Genomic DNA, 23,056 nt, shown 5'->3' on the forward strand with positions numbered 1-23,056 from the left:
CTTCAGTTGAACCTGTTAGCCAAAAAACAACGGTGCTCGAGTCGTGACATGGTCGTAGATCGTTTTGGCTCGCTCGTAATGAATGATGTGCTTGCCGTGAGGCGTTGGCCACACGAACTGACGGATCTCAAGTGGCGCAAATGTAAAGGAATGTGGAAGGCCTAGGCGTCTCTTAACCGTGCCGTCAGCACTGTTGCATTGCTCGCAGATGATGACGGGAGCAAATGTGGTGATCCGATGAGGTTCTCCAGGAAGCGGTTTTCGTACGTAAGGGTCGGTTCCATGGTCATGGTGAGTATGGAGACCTACAGCCCAGCCTTCTCGCCTGTGCGGTTTGTTCGGGTAAAGCATCGTCCAACGTAGCAATTGGTATCGTGTCCGTTCGCAGCACGGGCATCGCCAATGATCATCAAGCTTCGCCCATAGCTGGTGGCAATGGGCGCCATCAAAGCTCAGGTATTCCTCCCAGCTAGGAATGCGCCGGAGCAGATTGCTATTCAGCGTTTTCTCTCTGTTAGCATTCTTGATTTTGGTACCGTCGCAGGCCAAAAAGTAGCCATTGGCCGAAAACTCGGGCTTGCAGGGACAGAGGTTTTTGGTCATCAGAGCTTCTCAGTCTGTCGTTGGGTTAACCCACGTGATGACCGCGCGCCAGGCATTTGTGCTGGAGTTGCTAGCAGCCACCATCATTTGTAGCTACTAACGGTATGCGGGTCTCATCTGTCCACGCAAGGCCAATGCAGAACATCAGGGTCAAGGAGGCGTAGTTGATCACTGCATGTACTCCTCCTGCACTCACGTCATCAACTGCTCGGTATCACCATACAAGCAGATCACCAATCATCGCCCCCAACGCAGCCCTACAGGCAGTCAGCAAGCTACCTCCTACGTTGATGAAGAACGTGTGCACTTCCCGCGACCTTCCAATGAGGTGAAAGGATCGAAACGTCACCCTAAGCGTGAAGATGCTGACGATAGCGAATGCTATGAGCAGGTACACGTAGTAAGCCATGAGCTCGGGGGGCAGTAGCGCGGTCACCAAAACGCTCACCTCTTCTGGTGAGGTGTTCAGGAGTGGCAGTGACCCGATGAAGAACGCATAAATCACCCTCCCTCGATGCCCGCTGCCAGAATCCAAACTTGTCCTAGGTTTTCAGCAGCAAACGCATGTACCCCATTTGAATCGTATTTGCATTAATTGGAATGCGTGAGGCGTCAGTACCTGGACAGCCGCTTCAGTCCTTCAAGCATTTGCTCCAGGTAGCTTTGCGACCCAAGTGCGAACCCTGCTGCCAGCAGCGGGGCCCTGTACTCTTCGGCCGCATATTCGTGAGCGAAGCGGTTGATGGTCTCTGAATGCCAGGAAAGCCGGCCCAATGCGATTCTCTTGAAATCGTGGTTTTTCACCGCATCCGCGAGCGATTCTTCACTGACTCCGCGTTGCTCGCATAAGAACAGGAAACTGAAAAACTCAAACCGTTCGTAAAGCAGCCCGTGATCCTGCAGACCTGCGAAGTCAGGCGCCCACCGAGGCGCAAGACGGTCATGGAGTCGGTTGCACAAGGGGGTAAGAGCTCTACTTTGGTCTTCGAAGCTCCTCCATAATTCAAGCAGGCCATTGGCTCGCTCAACGTAGAACGGTGATAGATCAACTCCCACAGGGGAAGGCATTTCGCGCCGGTTGATAAGGGTCGTGTTAAACAGCTCGTTTAGCTCGCTCAGGCGATTGGCCCGTACAAGTCCCATGCCATACGCATAGGTAACAAGTGCTATCGGGTAACTCTTCAATGCAAGTCCAGCTACCCAGCCTGACTGCTCGACCTGAGACGCAGTGTGCAGGCCCTTGATCGCATCCAAAACGATCGAATGCTCAACACCTGCACCCCATCGCCCTAACACTGCACAAAGGCGTGCTAGTGGCTCGATGGCCGCTTCGTATATCTCAACCAGATCGGTAAAGTCCTTGGACGTGCTGCCCTGAGGTCGTTCTGTGAATAGAGGAGCCAGATGGCTGATCGCTTGATGAGCCTGGCTTGTCACTAAATCATCGAGCTGAATCCTGTGTTCGGGTCTGGCCATAAAGCGTTTGGCCATAGCGAGAGTCAGCTCGATGCCGGCTGGGTTCTGCAGGCGGGATTGCTGGATGGTTTCCAGTTTGAGGTTCAGCCCATCGAAGAAGGTGTCGGCATCCAGGCCCGTCACGACGTTGGCGCGCCGCTGAGTGATGAGCTCTTGGCCACGCTCGCTCAATTTTCCTCGCGAAAGCCAGTAGGTCGGGTAGCGACGGGAGGGCGCCCTCAAAAACGCCGCCCTCAGCGCATGATCCCACTCACCTGACCAGCCCGCGACGATCAGCCCAAACTCATCGATGATGCGGTCAAGCAACGTATTGAACGCTGGCGGATACTTCCCCAGCTCCCCATCGGTATTGAGGATCCTGGCATCCTTGTAATCACCATGGATCTTCAGGATGTAGCAGGACGCATGAGTGAGTGGCTCCGCTCCTCCGAGGGTGTCTTCTGAGCTGACGACAGTTGGCTCAACGCCGACATCGCGCAGTGCATTTTCCATGAGTCGGTCGAAGTTCGTCGTGATGATCACGCGCACATAACCCGCTTTGACCATCGCAGCGATCGCTCGATGTGCGGGGGTAGGCAGTTTAAGGCCATCCTCTAACTCGTCTTCGCTAGGTTCCAGAAAGCCTTGAATGATCGCTCGCCGTTCAGTCTGGGTTGTCGCCAGGCGTTCGAGCAACGTGGAGTAATTGGGCTGCTCTCCTGTTTGACCTACGTACCACGCGAGCCAATCTTCCTGTTCGCCGGCACCAGACACTATGCCCCATCGTTTCACCAGCTCCATGGTGATTTCCCAGCCGGTCGGTATTCCCGCCGAGCGTGATACCCCCGAGCCAAGAAGCACTGCGTAGACGCCTTTGTTTTCAAACATTGAAAACGCGATTTGAGCTGTTGAATCACTGATGGCAGCAGTCATGCACATTCCTAAATTTCAGCGGGGAGGTGAGGTTTCTGCGCGAGCATCGGCTTATCTAAGAGTAGTCAGATCCGTGTCGGTCGGTGGCAGCGACGGTGGCTGGTGACGACTTGCTGCATCTCCAGCCAATCGACCTATTTGCGGTGCAAGATAGGCCCATGATTGTCGGCGCTGATGCGATTTTGACCCAGGTTGCTGATTTTGACTGACCCACACGCAGCCTCCGAAATCACCCGCAAGGTAATCATTTCTTGAGTACTCGGGTGGGTCAATGAATTCCGGTAGCCTGCGTCAAAATCGCATCAGCGCCAACAACTTATGGAATCTTGATACCCAACGCATTCAGCGATGCCGTATCCATCCGGCCATTCACGGTCAGCCCGCTGTCCATCTGAAAAGCCATTAACGCACCACGTGTCGCCTTGCCCATCACACCATCAATGGTGCCTTGGTAATACTGGCGCACCATCAGTGCGGTCTGCACACGGGTGACCAGGTTGCTTTTCTGCTCATTGGTCGCGCGGTTCTTTGAAGTGCTCGAACTTATCCCGCTGGTAGTGCCAGACGACTGATAAAGGCTGTTGCTGCTTGAGGTGCTGCTCGAAGAGCTCGGCGCGCTGTAGCTTCGGGTACTGGCAGCGGGTGGGCTGTAGTAGCGAGGTGCGCTATAGCCACCCGAGCCGCTGTAGTGAGAACTATGCGAGCTGTGGGACCGGTGTGAACTGTGCGAGCGATGTGCCGCATAGATGTTGACGGTGTCTGGCGCATTGAGCGTATCGGCAAATACCGGGGGCTGTAGCTTGTCGTTGGGTTGCCAGTTCGCATCGGCGAGCGACAGATGGCCCGCCTGTGCCAGGGTGGTACCTGCCATTGGCAGCAAGCTGATCCCACTGATCAGGACTTTCCAGCGGTCGAGCAATTTCACTGTGCGCTCCCTGCATAGGCGCTAAAGGCCTCGGTCGATAGTAGTTGTACGCCGCGGCTCTGCCAGCGGTCGGTTTGGGATTTGAAGAAGCCAGAGCAATGTTTGACGGCAGCGCATTGTTGGCAGGTATCGATGAACAGATTCTTCCAGTCCGAGATGCTCTGGCGGGCGAAACGCGAGAGGTGGGCCGGGATCAGGCACAGGGGCAAGTTGTAGATCGAAACCGGCACTCCGCGGTTAAAAAGGAAATACACGGCCTGGCTCAACGACTCTTGATAGTCCAGCGGGTCAACCCATAGTTCTTCGTAGTTCTTCCTGGCGAGGCCGGTACTTTCGATACCCATTAGCGCAACATGCCGCACGAAGGGCAAGTTCCTGAACACGTAGTGGGCGAGCTCGGGCAAGCGTGGCGTGGTCAGGCGATTGAGCACCACGCGTATCTCGATGATCTGGTTGGCCCGCGCTAGGTTGTAAAGACCTTGCAGGGTTTCGCTGAACGCGCCTGGAGCCTGCACCACATGGTCATGGTCTTCGGCATTGTCAGCATACAGCGGGATGCCCCAGCTCAACTGAGGGTGGCCGATGGCAGAGAGCGCTGCGATCCAGCTCGGGTCTTGGAACAGACGCCCGTTGCTGAGCACATGAATAGATTTCTGCGGCAAAACGGCTCTGCACTTGGCCAGGATTTCGAGCAGACCGTCGCGATAAAGCGTTGGTTCTCCGCCGCTGATTCCCAGATTTTCCTCGCCCGGGTCCATCAGGTCGATCAGCCGTAGGTTCTCCTCGATGTGCCAACGGTCATCGATATCTTTGGGCGGCTGCGAGCACATCAGACAGAGGCTGTTGCAACGATCGGTCATGAACAGCAGGTTGTTGTCTGAGCTTCGTCGATAGAGCACTCGCACCATCGCGTTGCCTGGTGTGATGGCAATGACATCGCCGGGCTGCACGACATTCGCATCTTTAGGGGTGTGCAGGTGTGGCCGCGCGCTGTCGAAGTCGCCGATCAATGGCTCCGGGATCAGGAATCCACCCACTGGTAATGAGAGCAGATGCGGGCTCCGTAGCCGTTCTTCGTTTGGCAGCCAAAGCAGCAGGTCACCGAACTCAGCGCTTCCAGCACAAACAGCCAGGCCTTGTTCGATGAACTCATCCAGAGTGATGACCTTGAGCAGTTTCGGCTCATTCAGGTGAAGGATTTCGAAGTGGGTATCTTTGCGCAGCATCGCCATCAGCCCCTGTAACCCGGGAACCGGACATCGTTGTAAGAGCGCCTGTTCAACCAAGACAGCAGCACCCTCTGCACGTTGTCGTCGCCATCGCAAAGCAGGCCGAAAAGATGCTTCAGCAGCCCCATGTTCTTCTTGCAGAAGCTGCTGAACACTCGGTGTCCGATCGGGTCAGCTTGGCGGGCATAGTGTTCGACGGGGTCAGCACCACAGTACGGGACAAGTGCGCAATCGGAGCATCCCGGCAGCGCCTCTGCTACACCACTGGCGAGCAACGCATTCATAACGGGCGATGCGAGTAATTCAGACAAGGGTTGCTGCACGGTGCCGAGCCTCAAGCCGTCTTCACCCATCTCCAGCAACATTCGGGCTTCGTCCGAGGGATAGACGTCACCGTCATAGTTGTAGACCAGCGCCGCAGTGCCTGCGCCAGCGGGGGAGCGCAGGTCTACATAGCCGGAGGAGAAGGGTGTCAGGATATTCTTCAGCAACAAGCTCGCATAACTCTCTGAGAGGTATACGCCCTGTTGGTTGATATGCAGCAAATAGGCCAGTGCCTTCTTGTAGAAGGCCAGGTATCGCTCAATAGGGTAATCAAGTCGATGGGCACTCTTGGTGGCAAATCCATAAGGGCTCAGAGGCCGAAGTGAGATGCTGGAGAAGCCCTGGCTTACATACTCATCGATGATCGCTTCAGGTTGTTCGAGGCTTCTTGAAGTCAGCGTGGTCAGCGCGGAAACTGCATCATGGCCAAGGCGCTCACGGACCCACTGGATGCCTTTTACAGTGCGTTCGTAGGAGTCTCGTGACGGGGTAGGGCGGTTGGCATTGTGCAAGGGCGCCGGCCCATCGAGCGAGGTCGAAAACTGGATGCGATTTTGTTCTGCGAAGTCGAGTATTTCCTCCGTCAGGTGGTGCAGCGTGGTGGTAATGACGAACTGGATATCCCGTTGTTCGACCACGTTCCGTTCAACGACCCATTCGACAATCTGGCGGACGCGCTCGAAGGCCAGAAGCGGTTCGCCACCCTGAAACTCCACAGTCAGGGCGGGAGCGTTCGATTCGAACAGGCGATCGACCGCCGCCTGTGCATCCGCTTCCGACAGGTCGTGGCCGGATCCGCCCAGAGGGGCCCGCGACACCTGGCAGTACTGGCAGGTGTGGTTGCAGCGCAATGTAACCACGAACAAGTGCAGTGCAGGGCCCTGGAAGAGGAAGTCTTTGCGGCTGCGATACTGCGCGGCCATTTCCGGGAACGGGTCGTGGCGACCTGGTTCGTAGATGAAGTGGCGGGCCAGCAGGTCCTTGTAAAAAGGCGTACTTGCTTGAACGTCGAAGTAACTGAGGGCTCGTAATTGCGCGTCGTTCACGTGCATGTACTCACCGGTATCGGAGGTGAGTAGGATGTCACGGTCTTGTCCCGTGTTCATGCGCATGAATCGAAAAGGCAGCAAGCGGTAGTGCTTGGCGTCTGTCGCAATCAGTGTCACTGGGAAATCCCACATCCAGCGAGCGCGGCTCGGGCCAGGATTTCACGTAACCCTGCTGTTTCGCGGTTGATATGGTCGCGCAGGGCGAAGTCGTTCAGGTGCTGGAGGATCAGTGAGTGAGCCTGCTCCGGGGAAAGCGTTAACCTTGCTTCAGCGGGGTGGGCCGTGAGGCTAATTTGATTGGCTTCAATACCGATCTGGATTGCGACAGTGTCGGCCAGTGAATAAGCGGCGCGTTGCACCACGCTGAGCGGGTAGGCTGAGATATCGAGCTTCAGCGTGACTGGCCATGTCATCGGAACCGCTCCTTAAAATCCGTTGGGAACGTATGGATATTGCCGCTTTCCGAGGCATTATGCCATCATAATTTTTTACATTTGCACGCATCTATTCAGTGTGAATGCGAAGAATCATCAAATGTTCATCGGCTGCATGTTCACCGTTTCGCTGAAAATCTCAGGCCGGTATAGCAACTCGCAGAGAGTCCGGTCAGACCTATCCTCATCAATAGCCTGCTTGGCCTTAGGTTGGGGGCATCCTTTTCAAACCATCCAACGCATGCCCTCAGATGTGCCCCCAATGTAGCAATCCACCGGAAATGAATGGAGCTCCATGGTTTGTGGAAAGGCAGAAATGATCAGCCGAACAGCCTGCCAGACGACGTCTAAAGACTCTCAGGGTCGCCAAAAAACATCTGAATTCGCGACCTCAACCACCGCTCCCCCGGATCATTATCCTGCGACCCGCGCCAGGCCATGTGCAGTTCGAACGAGCGTACCGGCAGCGGCGGGTCTTCGGCGCGCAGGCCACCGGCCGAGGTCAGCGCGTCGGCTGCGTAATCGGGCACGGTGGCGAGGATATCGGTGCCTGCCAGTAGGGTCCCCAGGCCGTTGAACTGCGGAACGGCCAGCACCACGTGGCGTTTGCGCCCGAGTTTTTCCAGTTCTTCGTCGATAAAACCGCTCAGGTCACCGGCGAACGACACCAAGGCATGGGGTCTTGCGCAGAAGTCGTCCAGGCTCAAGGAGCCGGGCACGCTGTCGGCGCGCAGCAGTTTGGGCAGGCTGCGGCGCAGTACCTTGCGCTTGGCGTTGGCCGGCAGGTCGGCGGTGTAGCTGACGCCGATGGAAATCTCGCCAGAAGCCAGCAGGCCGGGCATCAGGATGTAGTTGACGCGACGCACCACCAGCACGATGCCAGGGGCTTCGGCGCGCAGGCGTTTGAGCAGTTGCGGCAGCAGCGCGAATTCCACGTCGTCGGACAGGCCGATGCGGAACACCGCGTTGCTGGTGGCCGGGTCGAACTCGGCGGCGCGGCTGACGGCGGTGGAGATCGAGTCCAGCGCCGGGGAGAGCAGGGCGAAGATTTCCACGGCGCGGGCCGTCGGCTCCATGCTACGTCCAGTGCGTACGAACAACGGGTCGTCAAACAGCCCGCGCAGGCGTGACAGGGCCGCGCTGATGGCTGGCTGGCCGAGAAACAGTTTCTCGGCGGCGCGGGTCACACTGCGCTCGTGCATCAAGGTTTCGAATACGATCAAGAGGTTAAGGTCGACACGACGCAGGTCGTTACGGTTCATCTTGTGTCCTGGAAGAGTCAGCTAACTTGACGAGAGCGGCCATCAAGAACCTCCGAGGTTCCACTCCGAAGCATGACCGGCATGAATCTTACGGGGAAAGGCTGGTACTCTGCACCGGATAATTGAGTTTTCCTACGTTAGCTGAGGTCTATTCCTCACATGCGAATCAATGACAGGCATGTCGACTATTAATGGCGACCGGTGGCCTTACCCGTAAAGCCCAGATAGAGTTCATGGCATTAGAGGTTACTTTGACGAGGTTTGCGATGTCCCGCACGATTCGTTTTCACAAGTTTGGTCCGGCCGAGGTGCTCAAATGCGAAGAGCATGCAGCCGCGCAGCCCGCACCGGGCGAAGTGCAGGTGCGTGTCGACGCGATTGGTATCAGCTGGTATGACATTCTATGGCGCCAGAACCTGGCGTCATCCCATGCGCGTCTGCCGTCCGGCCTAGGTCATGAAATGGCGGGTGTGGTGGTCGCCTTGGGCGAGGGCGTGGACGACCTGGCGGTGGGCGACAAGGTCGCCAGTTTCCCCGCCGAAAGCCCTAACGATTACCCGGTATATGGTGAGCAGATCGTCCTGCCGCGTTCGGCCCTGACCCGTTACCCGGATGTCTTGAGCCCCATCGAGGCCAGCGTGCATTACACGCCGCTGCTGATTGCCTATTTTGCCTACATGGACCTGGCACGGGTCAAGCCCGGGCAGTTCGCCCTGGTCACCGATGCCAGCCACTGCGCCGGGCCTTCGTTTGTGCAACTGGGCAAAGCGCTGGGTGTACGAGTGATTGCCGCGACCAAGGACAGCGCCGAGCGCGAATATCTGCTGTCCCTTGGGGCGGAAAAAGTGATCGTCACCGAAGAGCAGGACCTGCTCATGCAAATCAACAAAATCACCGGTGATCGTGGCGTCGATGTGGTGTTCGACGGCCTCGGCGGGCCACAGATGTCGCTGCTCGGTGATGTGCTGGCGCCACGCGGCAGCCTGGTGTTGTACGGCCTGCAAGGCGGCAATCAGACGCCATTCCCGGCATGCGCGGCGTTCCAGAAGAATATTCAGTTCTTCGTGCATTGCATCGGCAACTTCACCGGCAAGCCGGAGCTGGGCATCATTCAGGACCAGGTCGCGTTGCAGCGTGCCTTGCGTGATATCAACCAACTGACTGCCGACCGGGTGCTGGTGCCGCTGAAAACCACGGTGTTTCCGTTCAGCCAGTTCGTCGAAGCCCATCGCTACATGGACGAATGCCCGTGCCGCGAACGGGTTGCGTTGCAGGTTGAAGCTGTTTGAGCTGTAGGAGTATTCGCAAATGAATACTCCAGTGTCTGCGCGTATAGGGCAGATGCGCCATTTGTCAGGGCTTAACCAACGCCAGGGTTGAACCACACCGAGGGCGCCGCGCCCTGTAAACAATGCCTTTGGTCCTTACGCCGCCCTGAAATCCAGCGCGGCGTTGTCATGTGGGCGTTACTGAAGTTCGCGCGGCGGGTCATCTGAACTGCTTTCCTGCGTTGTTCTGTATCTATTAATCATTATTTGAGCGCCGATAATTGTCGCTTCACCATCATCTCAAGGATTGAGCAATGATTAGCTATTGCACATTACTGTCTTGCATCAGCGAACTAACCAAGCGATACCCTGGCGGCCGAAAAGCACTCGGAATATCCAATCTTGTTGCACGAAGCAGGATTAAATGAGTGATTTAATATTTGTCGGAAGTTTCGCTAGTTTATTAGTTAAAGCGCTGTAGGAAATTGTCAGAATATTCCTAGGGTATGCGGCGTGACCACACGAAGCCCTGGATTGCCGCGTCTGTGCACGGGTTTGGTTGTACATGGCTCAGGTGCCTGTCCCGGTGATTTTGTTGCCAGGTGCTAGTGTTTAATCATCTCTGTGCCCTCCAGCGGAAGACAAACCTACAGATGTAATGGGCCAGGCAACGACATTAAAAAGTTGCTTTGAAACTGATATTTCAACTCAGGTAGTAGAACGATGAGCGCAATTCACGAACAAGCCATGAACTATGTGTACCAGCAAGTTCTGCAACGTTTGATGGGGCACTTCACTCGTGCCGAAAGGACTGCACTTCAATTGTTGATCCAGCGCATAGTGGTGGCGGCGGGCGGTATGGAACAAGTGGCTGACTACAAAGTGTTGATCGCCCACGGCGGCGGCGAGGTCAGCAGTTATACCCTGGCACTGCTGCGGGCGGCGCAGTTGAGCATCGCTGGCCGTGCGCCCAAGACGTTTCACTTGCGGGTAGCGACGCTGCGGCATGCCGGAATGACCCAGGCGACACTCGACAGCCTGAATGAGGGCTACAGCGCGCTGTTTTTCCACGATGATCCTCGCGTGGAGCTGTTGATGGTGGAAAACCAGGAGGTGCAACCTTTCCACCATCAGCGGCCCGCATCCAGCGTCGGTCGTGAGGTCAGCCAGCGCAATATGCTGATGATCGGGCACCTGACGTCCGGAGATGTGCGCGCCACGCTGTGCAACGATACTTACCTGGCCCTGGGGGATTTCTGCCAACGCGCCAGCACATGGAATGGCGGCGTACACGCCGTGGTCAGCGGCGACTCGCCGCGCAAGCAAAGCCAATACCTGGCCTGGCTCAAGCGCGCGGCCCTGGGCGCGGGCGTCACCGTGCCGCCGCGCCGGCACGCGTCGCTCAATATCCTGTTTGCGCGCATGCAGGAGTGGAGTACCGGTTGCTACCGCGATCTCTATGGCGAGCAATATGTGGAGGCCGACCACCCTGGCCGTGGCGGACATCGCCATCTGGCCTATATCGGGGTGGCCGACCTGCTCGAGGAGGTCGATATCGCCTCGGCACCGCTGCTCACCGAGTTCCTGGCGCACAAGCCGGATCCATTCGACTTTCACTTCAGTCATCCTGACTATCCCAACCCATTGCTCATGGCCCATCTGCATGGGCTGCAGGCCCAGTGCCTGCGGGCGTTGTCCTACGAGGAGGGCGTCGAAGCGTTTGTGCGCCAGGCGAGGGATGCGATGGGCCGTCGAAAAATCCCGGAGAGCCTGATCGACGAGATGGGCAGCCACGATGGGCGCGTGTTGTCGACCACCTGCGCCAGGGGATTCTTTGGCCTGGACGAGGGCCAACTGACTTGCCTGTTGTTCTCACCCTTCATTCATCACGGCGAACGCCTGGAGGGTTACCTGCGTCAATGCCACCCCGGCATGCTGGTAGGGCTTCCTGAATTGCACAAGGCGCTGCAGGGCAAGCCCGCTGCGGATATGTTGCAGCAATGGCTGATTGATACCAGTGGTTTGCCATTGGCTCTTCTGCAGCACTTGTACCGCAAACGGCCGCAACGGGCGGGCCGCGCCACCCAGGCGCGCAAGCGGCGCGGAATGCGGGCGCAGGCGCAGATTGCACAGTTGTCGGGACGTTAAGCGTGCCGTTACGTGCACACCCGGGTGGATGCTCATGAAGCTGCGAGGAGAACGACAGGCGGATTTTGCCTATCAGGCGGTGTACCGCTACATGATCAACCTGATCAATGAAGTCAGTCTTGAAACACCGGTAAAGCTGCCTTCCCTGCGGCAACTGTCGATCCGGTTGAAGGTGTCGATCTCGACGATTCAGTACGCTTACTCGATATTGGAGAAAGAGGGCCGGATCTACTCGGTGGCCAAGTCCGGCTACTTTGCCTGGCCCGTAGCCACCCATGCGCAAATGACAAATGATGCCGACCTGCTCGAGCGCCTGTATGCGGCAACGCGGCGGCCGGCCATGGTGGTGCTCAGTGGCGATGAACCGGCACTGCTGGGCTCACTGGATGGCGCACTGCTCACGCTGGAGCGCCAATTGATTCGTCGTTATCCGCACCATCTGCAAACCCGCTCGCAACCGGCTGGCGTCTGGGAGCTGCGCGCGGCGCTGGCGGCACGCTATACCTCGTCGCCCACGCGCTGCTGGCAGGCGGACGAGGTGTATATCGGCGCGGACCTGCGCGGTGTCCTGGAGATCGTGATTGACGCCCTGGGCCTCAAGGGCACGGTAGTGGTCGTCGAGTCACCCTGCGATTATCGGGTCTTGCGCCTGTTGCAGGGCGCCGGCGTGCGGGTGATCGAATTGCCTTGGCACGCCGATGGCCGCTTCGATTTGACGACATTTGAACACTTGCTGCGCCACGAGCCGGTGCATCTGGTGCTGCTCTCGTCGGTGGTAAGCATGCCGTCAGGCAGCGTGTTGTCGGTACAGGAGCAGTTGCAGGTGGCCCATCTGCTGGATCGATTCGGTTGCTGGCTGCTGGAGAATGACTCCTTTGGTGAGCTCAGCTTCGTGCCGTGCCCAACGGCCCTGCGACACCTGGTCAACCCGGAGCGACTGATGGTGTTTTCGTCACTCGAAAAGATCCTCGGCCCGGAAGCACCGTTCGGCTTTGTGCTGTCGCGGCAACTGAGCAGCGAATTGCAGCGCCAATTTCTGTTGCGTGCATTCCGGATGTCGTCGATCCGCCAGCGGGCCATCGCCCGCTTGTACGAAAATGGGCGGTTTGACGAGCATTTGCAGACATTACGCCAGCGGCTGCGCGAGCAAGCGCACGCCATGAGCCAACGCCTGGATGAGCGTCTGGAGGGCCGGGTGAGCTACCGAATGCCGGGTGCCGGCGCCAGTTTCTGGTTGCAGTCGACGGTGGCGGTGGATATGCATCAAGTGTTCCAGCGCATGGTGACGCAACAGGTGGTGATCGCCCCCGGTGAGCTGTTCAGCCTCAGCGGCCTGCATCAGCAGCATATGCGCCTGAGTCACGCATTCAGCGGTCATCCGAACCTGGATATCGCCCTGGATACGTTGGCCGGGGCACTGCAGCAGTCGAAGGTTTGAGGTGTATGAAATTTCTGTATTGATCATGGGATCGATACCGTCGCGCAGTAGTCCAAGTCCCCGTAAACTGTCATTTTTCCGAACTCTTATTTTCTCCGAGGTTTATGCATGACTATCAGTCCTTTTGCGGGCAAGCCGGCACCAGCCCAGTTGCTGGTGGATATCCCGCGACTGGTCACGGCCTATTACACCGGCCAGCCTGATGCAGCGATCTCCACCCAACGCGTGGCGTTCGGTACCTCCGGTCACCGTGGCAGTTCGTTCGAGTTGAGCTTCAATGAATGGCATGTGCTCGCGATCAGCCAGGCTATCTGCCTGTACCGAGAGGCCCAGGGCATCGACGGTCCGCTGTTCGTCGGCCTGGACACCCACGCACTGTCGACGCCGGCTGGCGCCAGTGCGTTGGAAGTATTCGCCGCCAACGGTGTGAACGTGATGCTCGCCGAAGGCGACGAATACACGCCGACGCCGGCAATTTCCCATGCGATCATCTGCTACAACCGTGGCCGCACACGTGGCCTGGCCGACGGTATTGTCATCACGCCGTCCCACAACCCGCCGCAAAGTGGCGGCTACAAATACAACCCGCCTAACGGTGGCCCGGCAGACACCCATGTCACCAAGTGGATCGAAGCCAAGGCCAACGAACTGCTGGCCAACAAGCTCGCCGGGGTCAAGCGCGTCACGCACGCCCAGGCGCTCAAGGCCGATACCACCCACCGCCATGATTACCTCAACAGCTACGTGGCTGACCTGGTCAATGTGATCGACATGGATGCCATCCGCAGCGCCGGTTTGCGCCTGGGCGTCGATCCGCTGGGTGGAGCAGGGGTGCGCTACTGGTCGGCGATTGCCGAACACTACCGGCTCAACCTGGACGTGGTGAACATGGAAGTCGACGCGACCTTCCGCTTCATGAGCGTCGACTGGGACGGACAGATCCGCATGGACCCGTCTTCGAGCTACGCCATGCAAGGCCTGATCGGCCTCAAGGAGCGCTTCGATGTGGCGTTTGCCTGCGACCCTGACCACGATCGTCATGGCATCGTGACTCCGTCCGGCGGGTTGCTCGCGCCGAACAACTACCTGGCGGTGTCCATCGATTACCTGTTTCAGAACCGTCCGGATTGGCGCGCCGATGCGGCCGTGGGCAAAACCGTGGTCAGCAGTGGCCTGATCGATCGCGTCGCCGCGCGTATGGGCCGGCGTTTGTACGAAGTGCCGGTGGGCTTCAAGTGGTTTGCCGACGGTTTGTTTGAAGGCTCGCTGGGATTCGGCGGCGAAGAAAGCGCCGGGGCCTCGTTCCTGCGCAAGGACGGTAGCGTCTGGAGCACCGACAAGGACGGCCTGATCCCGGCCCTGCTCGCCGCCGAGATGACTTCGCGCAAAGGCCAGGACCCGAGCCAGCTCTACCGTGGCCTGACCGACGCCCTCGGTGAGCCGTTCGCCATCCGCGTCGATGCCAAGGCCACGCCGGCACAAAAAGCCCTGCTGGGTAAATTGTCGCCGGAGCAGGTCACCTCCACGCAACTGGCCGGGGAAAGCATCCAGCAGATCCTCAGTCACGCGCCCGGCAACAACCAGGCCATCGGCGGCTTGAAAGTCATGACCGAAAACGGCTGGTTCGCCGCACGTCCATCCGGCACCGAGGACATCTACAAGATCTACGCCGAGAGCTTTATCGGCGAAGATCACCTCAAGCAGCTGGTGCAAGAGGCTCAGGTGCTGGTAGATGGAGCGATCTCCGAGTAACTGACACCCTGAGATCAAAAATGTGGGAGGGGGCTTGCCCCCGATAGCGGTCGATCAGTATCGAATGCACGATTGACACACCGCTATCGGGAGCAAGCCCCCTCCCACATTAGATCCCTGACAAGACTTCAGATCAGGCCAGATCGACCAGCACGATCTCACTGTCTTCAATCGCCGTCACCCGCAACACCTGCTCATCGGCAACCGCCACCCCATCTCGAGCTTGCGCACGCAAGCCATTGACTTCAATCACGCCCGTTGCCGGCACCAGGTACGCTCGGCGCCCGCTGTCCAGCCGATATTCGGCCGTTTCGCCGGCCTTCAGGTTAGCCGCCACCAGGCGTGCATCGGCGCGAATGCGCAGGCTTTCAGTGTCGCCGGCCTTGCCGCTGGCCAGGGTCACGAAACCTTCGCGAACACCCTGTGGAAACGGCTTGGCGCCCCAGGACGGCGGTAACCCGGCCTGGTTCGGGATGATCCATATCTGGAAGATCTTGGTCGGCGTGGCTTCCAGGTTGTACTCGCTGTGGGCGATCCCGGTGCCGGCGCTCATTACCTGCACATCGCCAGCCTCGGTGCGGCCCTTGTTGCCAAGGTTGTCGGCATGACTGATGGCGCCTTCACGCACGTAGGTGATGATCTCCATGTCGCGGTGCGAGTGCTGCGGGAAGCCGGTGCCTGGGGCAATGATGTCGTCATTCCACACCCGCAGGTTGCCCCAGTGCATGCGCTCGGGGTCATGGTATTCGGCAAACGAAAAATGATGATGGGCGTCGAGCCAGCCGTGGTGGGCGCCGCCCAGGGTGTTGAAGGGTCGAAGTTCAAGCATGATCGTCTCCTGTTGATGGCCCTATGATCCAACAGCGCATGATCGATAAAAAGCGTAAAAAATGCCTGATTCCTATCGATTGATTCGATGGAAAATAAGGGCAATAACTTTCACTTCATCGCCTAACTGCATGACAGCAAAGCATTTGGCTGGAACTCTGCGCCAATTCCGGCGACCATGGCGCACTGTCAAAACCCAGCTCATCGCAGGAGTCCGCGTGCCGCGTCCACAGCCCGATCTGCCCCCTGAATTGCGCCCGTTAGCGGAAATGCCGCTGTTAAAACGGCTTGCCGCGCGCCTGTTCGGACACGGCCTCACGCGCTTGCGCGCCCAGCACCGGTTCTCCTGGTTGCATGGTCAAGCCGACGGTTTTCGCAGCGGGCATGAAGCCGGTGTGGAGTATGGCTACCGCGAGGGCAAGGCGGACGGTTTGGAAGAGGGCCGGCAAGTCCTGCTGATTCGCGATTTCCGCTCCGACGAACCCCGTGCTCCCGGCATTGACGACAACCTGTTCGACGACTGGCGATTGCCCCTGACCGCCGACATCAAAAAGCGCATCAAGGCCGACGTTGCACGCTTGCTGCCGGCCCACGCCCAGCCGAGCACTGCGCAGTGGAAGATGATCTTCAGCGACACGCCCTCGACCTCAGTGATTGCCGGCGCAGGCGCGGGCAAGTCGACCTCCCTGGTGCTGCGCATCCTGCTGCTCACCCACTACCTGGGCTTCGAGCTGAGTTCGATGACCGTGGTGACGTTCACCCGCGAATCGCGCAAAGACTTTATCCAAAAGCTCATGCAGATTCTCAGCCTGTGGGGCCAACCCCTTGAGCAGAAAGAAGCCCAGGCAGTGGTGCGCACCTTTCACTCACGCATCCTGCCGATGGTGCGCAGCCTGCCGGGCTTTGAGCGACTGCAGGCATTCGAGAATCTCAGTGCCGGGTTCGAGGACGCCGATAGCAACCCGTTCGACCTGCGGATCAACGACGCCCAGCGCCAACAGATGAACGCCTGCTACCACCGCTTGCACGGCAGCCACGCACGCTTTCGTGAGCTGATCGCGCCGTTGGCCCGCCAGGGGTTGCAGCTCAAGGAGTTGGAGCGTGATCACCCGGATGTACACAAGCGCGTGGCGGTGACGGAACTGGCGGCCAAGCGCGATGAAGAACTCTGCGACGTCATCGAGGATCTGTGGTTTCGCGCAGGCGCGTGGCCGATCAAGGGCATCGAGCCGAGCCGGCAGACCTTCGACATCAACGGGTCGACATTTCATTGCCATGGCTATATCCCCGAGTTGGACGCCTGGGTGGTGCTTGGCTTCGATTCCCGGGAAAACGCCCTGATCAGCCGGCCCAACTCAAAGCTTTCGGTGCGTGCGGAGTGGGCGGTAAAGCGCACACTTTTTCAAGCTTTCTGCCGCAAGCCTTTGATATGGCTGGAGAGTTATGAGTCTTCAAATAGACTGTTAAGTAGCCTTGCAGGCGACGCTACGGCCGGGCCCGGGTTTGATTACAAGGTCAAGGGTGAGCTTGCTTCAGCGCCGCTGTTGGACTGCTTTGTAATGGCCGCCGGCTTTATCGAGAACCTCGGGTTGGATGTGCCCAGCGCCGTGGGCCGCATGAGCTTTGCCAAATATGACCCGGACCGCTTGTTCTTCGAGGCCCTGGGCATTTTCTGGAAAGCCCTGGAAGATCACTTGCTTGATCAATCGCCGCCGATCATGACCTATAACCGCATGTTTTCGCTGTTCGGCGAAAACACCCCGGAAAACCTCAAGCTGCTAAGCGATCCGCTGCTGCGGCCGATGTCGCACCTGATGATCGACGAGTTTCAGGACGTATCGCCGCAGATCGTTTCGTGGATCCGCGCCAGCTTGCGTGAAATCCGCAGCCGCGGCCCGGCCATGCATGTCGGGCGGGGCGCGCAGCGTTCATCACTGTTGTGCGTGGGGGACGATTGGCAGTCGATCTATGGCTGGCGTGGCAGTTCGCCCAAGTACTTCATGGAATTCAACCAGGAGTTTGCATCACCGACTACAACGCGGGTGATGCTGAACGAGAACTACCGCAGCCATCAACACATCATCGATGCTGCCGAGCACATCGTACGCAGTGCTCCGGCCATTCCCGGCAAAAAGGCCAAGGCCAGTGGCGAGCCAAAGCCGCTGGTGCCCGTGACAGTACGGCAGCGCGACGAAGCGGCACTGGCGCGGCAATTGCGCGAGCGTTACCAGCAGGGCGATACGATCTTGATGCTATATCGAAAAAGCAGCGATAAGCTGTTGATACAGGAGCATATTCAGGTCGTAGTTAATCTGGATTCAAGCTTGCCGCCCCAAGCACGAAGGCTCAAACAGCTGACCTATCACAGCGCCAAGGGCCTGCAGGCGGACACGGTGTTTTTACTGGGTGACTGCCAGCACCTCACCAGCTCGCCTTACAAGAACCAGGTCTACCGCATGGCGGGGCTGGGCAAGGACGGCGACAGCGAGGCGTACGACAATGCACAAAAAGACGAAGTGCTGCGCCTGGCCTACGTCGGCATCACGCGCGCGGTAAGCCACTGCTACTGGTATGTGGAAAAGCCTGAAGGCCAGGCGGTGAATGTGCCAAGGGCGTCGGAGCGGGTAGACGGCAAGAAAGCGTTCTTCGACGATCAGCGCGGTTAATCGGCCTCAATGCGATCCAAATGTGGGAGGGGGCTTGCCCCCGATAGCGATTTGTCATTCGACCTTGCAGTGACTGACCCAACGCCATCAGGAGCAAGCCCCCTCACACAATTGGATCTCATCGGTTAGCCGCAATCGATCAGGCCCGCAACAGCAACGGCGGCACAAAACTATCAAGCTCAGCCTCCACCGCCTCGATGATGCGCTCCACATCGGCAGCATTCATCACGGTGGCGCAGGGAATGCCGGCGATAGCGATCAATGTCTCGCCGCTGGCCCGATCAAACAGACGGGCCACCATACTCCCGGGGGCGTCCATACTCCCCTCGAAGCCCATCGGATGAAAATGCCAGCGCATCAGCTGGCACGCGTTGGGAAATGTCACTTTGTTCATGTTGCCCACCTTGTTCATTGAGCGCTTCCTTTAGCTCGCGGCAGGGGCCAGGACCTTCAATAGTCTTGGTGTCGAGCCTTCAAAATAGCATTCGTTCGCAAGTGAGAGGCGACTTTTTCAGGTCCGTTCGGCGGTTCTTTCAGCTGATATTGATCTGGATCATGTCCTGCTGCGAACTCGGCAAAAGGCCACTACTCGATCGCGTTTCGTGGTCGTCGCCAAGTATGCCCCGGTAAAAGGGGACAGCGTCATGTAATAGTAAAAGTAGTGGCTCTTTAATCTCGCCATTGACACCGTGACAATGTATTGGATCCATTATTCAAGTCGATCAACCAACTACAGCGGCTTTACTTATATTTAATATTTAAATATCGCTTGGCGCTATTCAGCCACGCAACCGCGACAGTCCCCAACAAACGTTGCACGTGACTTCCTCAAGTTGAAGCGAGGTCTCTTTGTACCTGCTGAAATATTTGTAGACGAAAGATTTCAAGTTGTGTCAGTTTTCTTACGCCTTCAAAAGAGGTGAGTGATAGGACTATCCTCGCCCGCGAGGTTCCTATCGAACAAAGACTGATGCACTTGCAAACAAGGAAGTACGTTTATGTCAAAAGTAAAAGACAAGGCTATTGTATCTGCCGCGCAAGCCAGCACTGCTTACTCGCAAATCGATAGCTTCAGCCATTTGTATGACCGTGGCGGCAACCTCACGGTCAATGGCAAACCGTCCTACAGCGTGGACCAGGCAGCCACCCAGCTGCTGCGGGATGGCGCCGCGTACCGGGACTTTGATGGCAACGGCAAGATCGATCTGACCTACACCTTCCTCACCTCGGCTACCCAGAGCACCATGAACAAACATGGCATCTCGGGCTTCAGCCAATTCAACGCCCAGCAGAAAGCACAGGCCGCGCTGGCCATGCAATCCTGGTCGGATGTGGCCAACGTGACCTTTACCGAAAAGGCCTCCGGCGGCGACGGGCATATGACCTTCGGCAACTACAGCGGTGGCCAGGACGGCGCGGCGGCGTTCGCTTACCTGCCCGGCACCGGTGCAGGCTACGACGGCACCTCGTGGTACCTGACCAACAACAGCTACACGCAGAACAAGGCGCCGGACCTGAACAACTATGGCCGGCAAACCCTGACCCACGAAATCGGCCACACCCTGGGCCTGGCTCACCCTGGCGACTACAACGCCGGGAATGGCAACCCGACCTATAACGACGCGACCTATGGACAGGACACGCGTGGCTATAGCCTCATGAGTTACTGGAGCGAGAGCAACACCAACCAGAACTTCAGCAAAGGCGGGGTCGAGGCGTACGCTTCCGGTCCGCTGATCGACGACATCGCCGCGATCCAGAAGCTCTACGGTGCCAACCTCAACACCCGCGCCGGTGACACCACCTACGGTTTCAACTCCAACACCGGGCGTGATTTTCTCAGCGCCACATCCAATGCCGACAAGCTGGTGTTCTCGGTATGGGACGGTGGCGGCAACGACACCCTGGACTTCTCCGGGTTTACCCAGAACCAGAAGATCAACCTCAATGCGACCTCGTTCTCCGACGTTGGCGGCCTGGTGGGCAACGTGTCCATTGCCAAGGGCGTCACCGTCGAGAACGCGTTCGGCGGCGCGGGCAACGACCTGATCATTGGTAACCAGGCCGCTAACCTGATCAAGGGCGGGGCCGGCAACGACCTCATCTACGGCGGTGGCGGTGCGGACCAACTGTGGGGCGGCGCCGGCAGCGACACATTCGTGTACGGTGCCAGTTCCGACTCCAAGCCAGGGGCTGCGGACAAGATCTTTGACTTCACCTCGGGTTCGGACAAGATCGATTTGTCCGGTATCACCAAGGGGGCGGGCGTGACCTTCGTCAATGCCTTCACCGGGCATGCCGGCGACGCGGTTCTGTCCTACGCCTCAGGTACAAACCTGGGTACGTTGGCGGTGGACTTCTCCGGGCACGGCGTGGCGGATTTCCTCGTCACCACCGTGGGCCAGGCGGCTGCCAGCGACATCGTGGCGTGATGTAAGGCGCGGCGCTTCGGCGCCGCGTTCCAGGATGGAGCCAAACGATGCAGCGTTTTTCCAAGTGGTTGACCCTTTTGATCGTGTCGGCAGGAGCCCATGCAATGGCGAGCAGTCTTGTTTTACCCAGTACCGCGCAGCTGGCGGGGCATTGGCAGCTGCACCTGGGTGACCAGGTGTGTGCGCTGGACCTGCAAGAGCAGGCCAACAGCCTGGGCGGCGATGTGGCGTGTGTGGCGCAATGGCTGGGTGAAAAGCCCCTGACCTGGTCGCCCACCCCGGACGGTATCTGGCTGATGAATGCCGAAGGCAGCGGGATCACGCACTTGAATCGCCAGAAGGAAGGCGAATATGAGGGCCGCACTAAATCCGGTGGCGTAGTTGCATTGCGGCGCACGCCTTAGTTTCCAGTTATAAGCTTATAACTTCATTTGTTAGTTGACCGCTCCTTATTCAGGGGTCGGGCAACTATTTGCGCGCCATCCGGATTCAGGGAAGATAAAAAGATATGGCCAAGCCCCATAGTGTTGCGCCCTTGTTCAAGGCGCTGGGTGAATACAAAAGCATCTTGATCAGCGTTGGCTGTTTTACCGCCTTGATTAACCTGTTGATGCTGGTGCCATCGATTTACATGCTCCAAGTGTACGACCGCGTGCTGTCCTCCCAGAATGAAACGACGCTGGTGATGTTGACACTGATGGTCGTCGGGTTCTTTGCCTTTATTGGCCTGTTGGAAGTGATCCGCAGTTTTGTGGTGATCCGCATCGGCAGCCAATTGGAGCGACGTTTCAACTTGCGCGTCTACAAAGCCGCATTCGAACGCAACCTGCAACGCGGGCAGGGGCATGCCGGGCAATCCCTAGGCGATCTGACCCATATTCGCCAGTTCATTACCGGGCCTGCGCTGTTCGCGTTTTTCGACGCACCCTGGTTTCCCATCTACCTGTTCGTGATTTTCCTGTTCAACGTGTGGCTTGGCGTACTGGCCACGGCGGGAGCGGTGCTGCTGATCGGCCTGGCCTGCCTGAACGAGTACCTGACCAAAAAGCCGCTGGGTGACGCAAGCGGGTTTTCCCAGCAGTCGACGCAGTTGGCCACCAGCCATTTGCACAATGCCGAAACCATCCAGGCCATGGGCATGCTCGGTGCGTTGCGCCAGCGCTGGTTCGCGGTGCATTCGCAGTTCCTCGGCTTGCAGAACCAGGCCAGCGACACCGGCTCGGTGATCACCTCCCTGAGCAAATCCTTGCGGCTGTGCCTGCAATCTTTGGTGTTGGGCCTGGGCGCTTTCCTGGTGATCAAGGGCGATATGACCGCCGGGATGATGATCGCCGGCTCCATATTGATGGGCCGGGTACTCAGCCCTATCGACCAACTGATTGCAGTGTGGAAGCAGTGGAGTTCAGCCAAGCTGGCCTACCAGCGCCTCGACGAATTGCTGCGCGAATTTCCCCCGCAAGCGGAGCAGATGGCCTTGCCGGCGCCCAAGGGCCAGGTCAGCTTCGAGCAGGTCAGCGCCGGCCCGCCCGGTCGACGCCTGGCGACCCTGCACCACGTCAGCTTCAACCTGGGCGCCGGCGAAGTGCTGGGTGTGCTTGGCGCCTCGGGCTCGGGCAAGTCCACCCTGGCCCGGGTGCTGGTGGGCGTATGGCCGACCCTGGCCGGCACCGTGCGCCTGGACGGCGCGGATATTCACCGCTGGAACCGCGATGATCTTGGCCCGCATATCGGTTACCTGCCCCAAGACATCGAACTGTTCAGCGGCAGCATCGCTGACAACATCGCGCGTTTTCGCGAGGCAGACCCGGAGCGGGTGGTCAAGGCCGCGCAACAGGCCGGGGTGCACGAATTGATCCTGCGCCTGCCCCAGGGCTACGACACCGTTCTGGGCGACAACGGCGGCGGTCTGTCCGGCGGGCAGAAGCAACGCGTTGCCCTGGCCCGCGCCCTGTATGGCGGGCCGCGCCTGATCGTGCTGGATGAACCCAACTCCAACCTCGACACCGTCGGCGAAGCGGCACTGGCCAGCGCCATCGTGCAGATGAAGGCCCAGGGCAGCAGCGTGGTGCTGGTGACGCACCGTTCCTCCGCCTTGGCCCAGGCCGACAAGTTGCTGGTGCTCAGCGAAGGCCAGCTGCAGGCGTTCGGACCGAGCCAGGACGTGCTGCGCGCGTTGTCCGGCCAGCACGAGGCACCGAGGGAAAAAACCGGCGGTAGGAGCGAGCTGGCTCGCGAAAGTCGTCAACGATGACGCGCTCCGATTGGATACACACAGTGCCTGTGGGTTTTTCGCGAGCAAGCTCGCTCCTA

At 58.5% G+C, this 23,056-nt stretch carries 17 protein-coding genes; 8 read left to right on the forward strand and 9 right to left on the reverse strand.

Annotated features, from left to right (window positions below; all coding sequences use genetic code 11):
• Positions 1 to 15 precede the first annotated feature (15 nt).
• The 7 genes from BOP93_RS27790 to BOP93_RS12450 all read right to left on the reverse strand — a co-directional run bounded on the left by BOP93_RS27790 (position 16) and on the right by BOP93_RS12450 (position 8,214).
• Positions 16 to 603, reverse strand: coding sequence for a hypothetical protein (locus BOP93_RS27790; RefSeq protein ID WP_237140414.1), 588 nt, complete (start codon positions 601 to 603; stop codon positions 16 to 18).
• A 612-nt stretch (positions 604 to 1,215) separates the two neighbouring features.
• A complete protein-coding gene (locus BOP93_RS12425) occupies positions 1,216 to 2,991 on the reverse strand; it encodes an SIR2 family protein (protein ID WP_104502852.1) in 1,776 nt (591 codons plus the stop codon).
• Positions 2,992 to 3,307: 316 nt separating this feature from the next.
• Positions 3,308 to 3,916 carry a His-Xaa-Ser repeat protein HxsA gene (gene hxsA, locus BOP93_RS12430; RefSeq protein ID WP_104502853.1) on the reverse strand — a complete coding sequence of 203 codons (609 nt, stop codon included), beginning with the start codon at positions 3,914 to 3,916 and terminating at the stop codon, positions 3,308 to 3,310.
• Positions 3,913 to 5,148, reverse strand: a complete 1,236-nt coding sequence (hxsC, locus tag BOP93_RS12435) for a His-Xaa-Ser system radical SAM maturase HxsC (protein ID WP_104502854.1) — start codon at positions 5,146 to 5,148, stop codon at positions 3,913 to 3,915. The genes hxsA and hxsC overlap by 4 nt, the downstream gene beginning before the upstream one ends.
• A complete protein-coding gene (hxsB, locus tag BOP93_RS12440) occupies positions 5,148 to 6,635 on the reverse strand; it encodes a His-Xaa-Ser system radical SAM maturase HxsB (protein ID WP_104502855.1) in 1,488 nt (495 codons plus the stop codon). Before hxsB ends, hxsC begins: the two co-directional genes overlap by 1 nt.
• A complete protein-coding gene (hxsD, locus tag BOP93_RS12445) occupies positions 6,632 to 6,931 on the reverse strand; it encodes a His-Xaa-Ser system protein HxsD (RefSeq protein WP_034103415.1) in 300 nt (99 codons plus the stop codon). Before hxsD ends, hxsB begins: the two co-directional genes overlap by 4 nt.
• A gap of 368 nt (positions 6,932 to 7,299) precedes the next feature.
• A complete protein-coding gene (locus BOP93_RS12450; protein WP_104502856.1) occupies positions 7,300 to 8,214 on the reverse strand; it encodes a LysR family transcriptional regulator in 915 nt (304 codons plus the stop codon).
• Between the two features lie 266 nt (positions 8,215 to 8,480).
• Between BOP93_RS12450 and BOP93_RS12455 the strand changes: the two genes are divergently transcribed.
• The 4 genes from BOP93_RS12455 to pgm all read left to right on the forward strand — a co-directional run bounded on the left by BOP93_RS12455 (position 8,481) and on the right by pgm (position 14,820).
• Positions 8,481 to 9,503 (forward strand): zinc-dependent alcohol dehydrogenase family protein, encoded by a 1,023-nt coding sequence (locus BOP93_RS12455; protein WP_104502857.1) that lies wholly within the window; start codon positions 8,481 to 8,483, stop codon positions 9,501 to 9,503.
• A 702-nt stretch (positions 9,504 to 10,205) separates the two neighbouring features.
• Entirely contained in the window at positions 10,206 to 11,630 is a 1,425-nt protein-coding gene (locus BOP93_RS12460; protein WP_104502858.1) for a hypothetical protein, read from the forward strand.
• A 34-nt stretch (positions 11,631 to 11,664) separates the two neighbouring features.
• Positions 11,665 to 13,068, forward strand: a complete 1,404-nt coding sequence (locus BOP93_RS12465; protein ID WP_104502859.1) for a PLP-dependent aminotransferase family protein — start codon at positions 11,665 to 11,667, stop codon at positions 13,066 to 13,068.
• A gap of 108 nt (positions 13,069 to 13,176) precedes the next feature.
• A complete protein-coding gene (gene pgm / locus BOP93_RS12470; protein WP_104502860.1) occupies positions 13,177 to 14,820 on the forward strand; it encodes a phosphoglucomutase (alpha-D-glucose-1,6-bisphosphate-dependent) in 1,644 nt (547 codons plus the stop codon).
• 133 nt (positions 14,821 to 14,953) lie between these two features.
• Here the strand turns inward: pgm and BOP93_RS12475 are convergent, their stop codons facing one another.
• Positions 14,954 to 15,649: a pirin family protein gene (locus BOP93_RS12475; RefSeq protein ID WP_104502861.1), complete on the reverse strand. Its 696-nt coding sequence runs from the start codon at positions 15,647 to 15,649 to the stop codon at positions 14,954 to 14,956.
• 217 nt (positions 15,650 to 15,866) lie between these two features.
• On the opposite strand from BOP93_RS12475, the gene BOP93_RS12480 reads away from it, so the two are divergent.
• Positions 15,867 to 18,314, forward strand: coding sequence for a UvrD-helicase domain-containing protein (locus tag BOP93_RS12480; protein ID WP_104502862.1), 2,448 nt, complete (start codon positions 15,867 to 15,869; stop codon positions 18,312 to 18,314).
• Positions 18,315 to 18,453: 139 nt separating this feature from the next.
• Here the strand turns inward: BOP93_RS12480 and BOP93_RS12485 are convergent, their stop codons facing one another.
• On the reverse strand, positions 18,454 to 18,726 hold the full coding sequence (locus BOP93_RS12485; protein WP_104502863.1) for a DUF1652 domain-containing protein: 273 nt from the start codon (positions 18,724 to 18,726) through the stop codon (positions 18,454 to 18,456).
• A 586-nt stretch (positions 18,727 to 19,312) separates the two neighbouring features.
• On the opposite strand from BOP93_RS12485, the gene BOP93_RS12490 reads away from it, so the two are divergent.
• From BOP93_RS12490 to BOP93_RS12500, 3 genes are all read left to right on the forward strand, one after another.
• Positions 19,313 to 20,746 (forward strand): serralysin family metalloprotease, encoded by a 1,434-nt coding sequence (locus BOP93_RS12490; RefSeq protein ID WP_104502864.1) that lies wholly within the window; start codon positions 19,313 to 19,315, stop codon positions 20,744 to 20,746.
• Between the two features lie 47 nt (positions 20,747 to 20,793).
• A complete protein-coding gene (locus BOP93_RS12495) occupies positions 20,794 to 21,150 on the forward strand; it encodes a protease inhibitor Inh/omp19 family protein (RefSeq protein ID WP_104502865.1) in 357 nt (118 codons plus the stop codon).
• Positions 21,151 to 21,254: 104 nt separating this feature from the next.
• Positions 21,255 to 22,997, forward strand: a complete 1,743-nt coding sequence (locus BOP93_RS12500; protein WP_104502866.1) for a type I secretion system permease/ATPase — start codon at positions 21,255 to 21,257, stop codon at positions 22,995 to 22,997.
• Positions 22,998 to 23,056: the final 59 nt, after the last annotated feature.

Source organism: Pseudomonas orientalis, from assembly GCF_002934065.1.
GTDB classification, from domain to species: Bacteria; Pseudomonadota; Gammaproteobacteria; order Pseudomonadales; family Pseudomonadaceae; genus Aquipseudomonas; species Aquipseudomonas orientalis_A.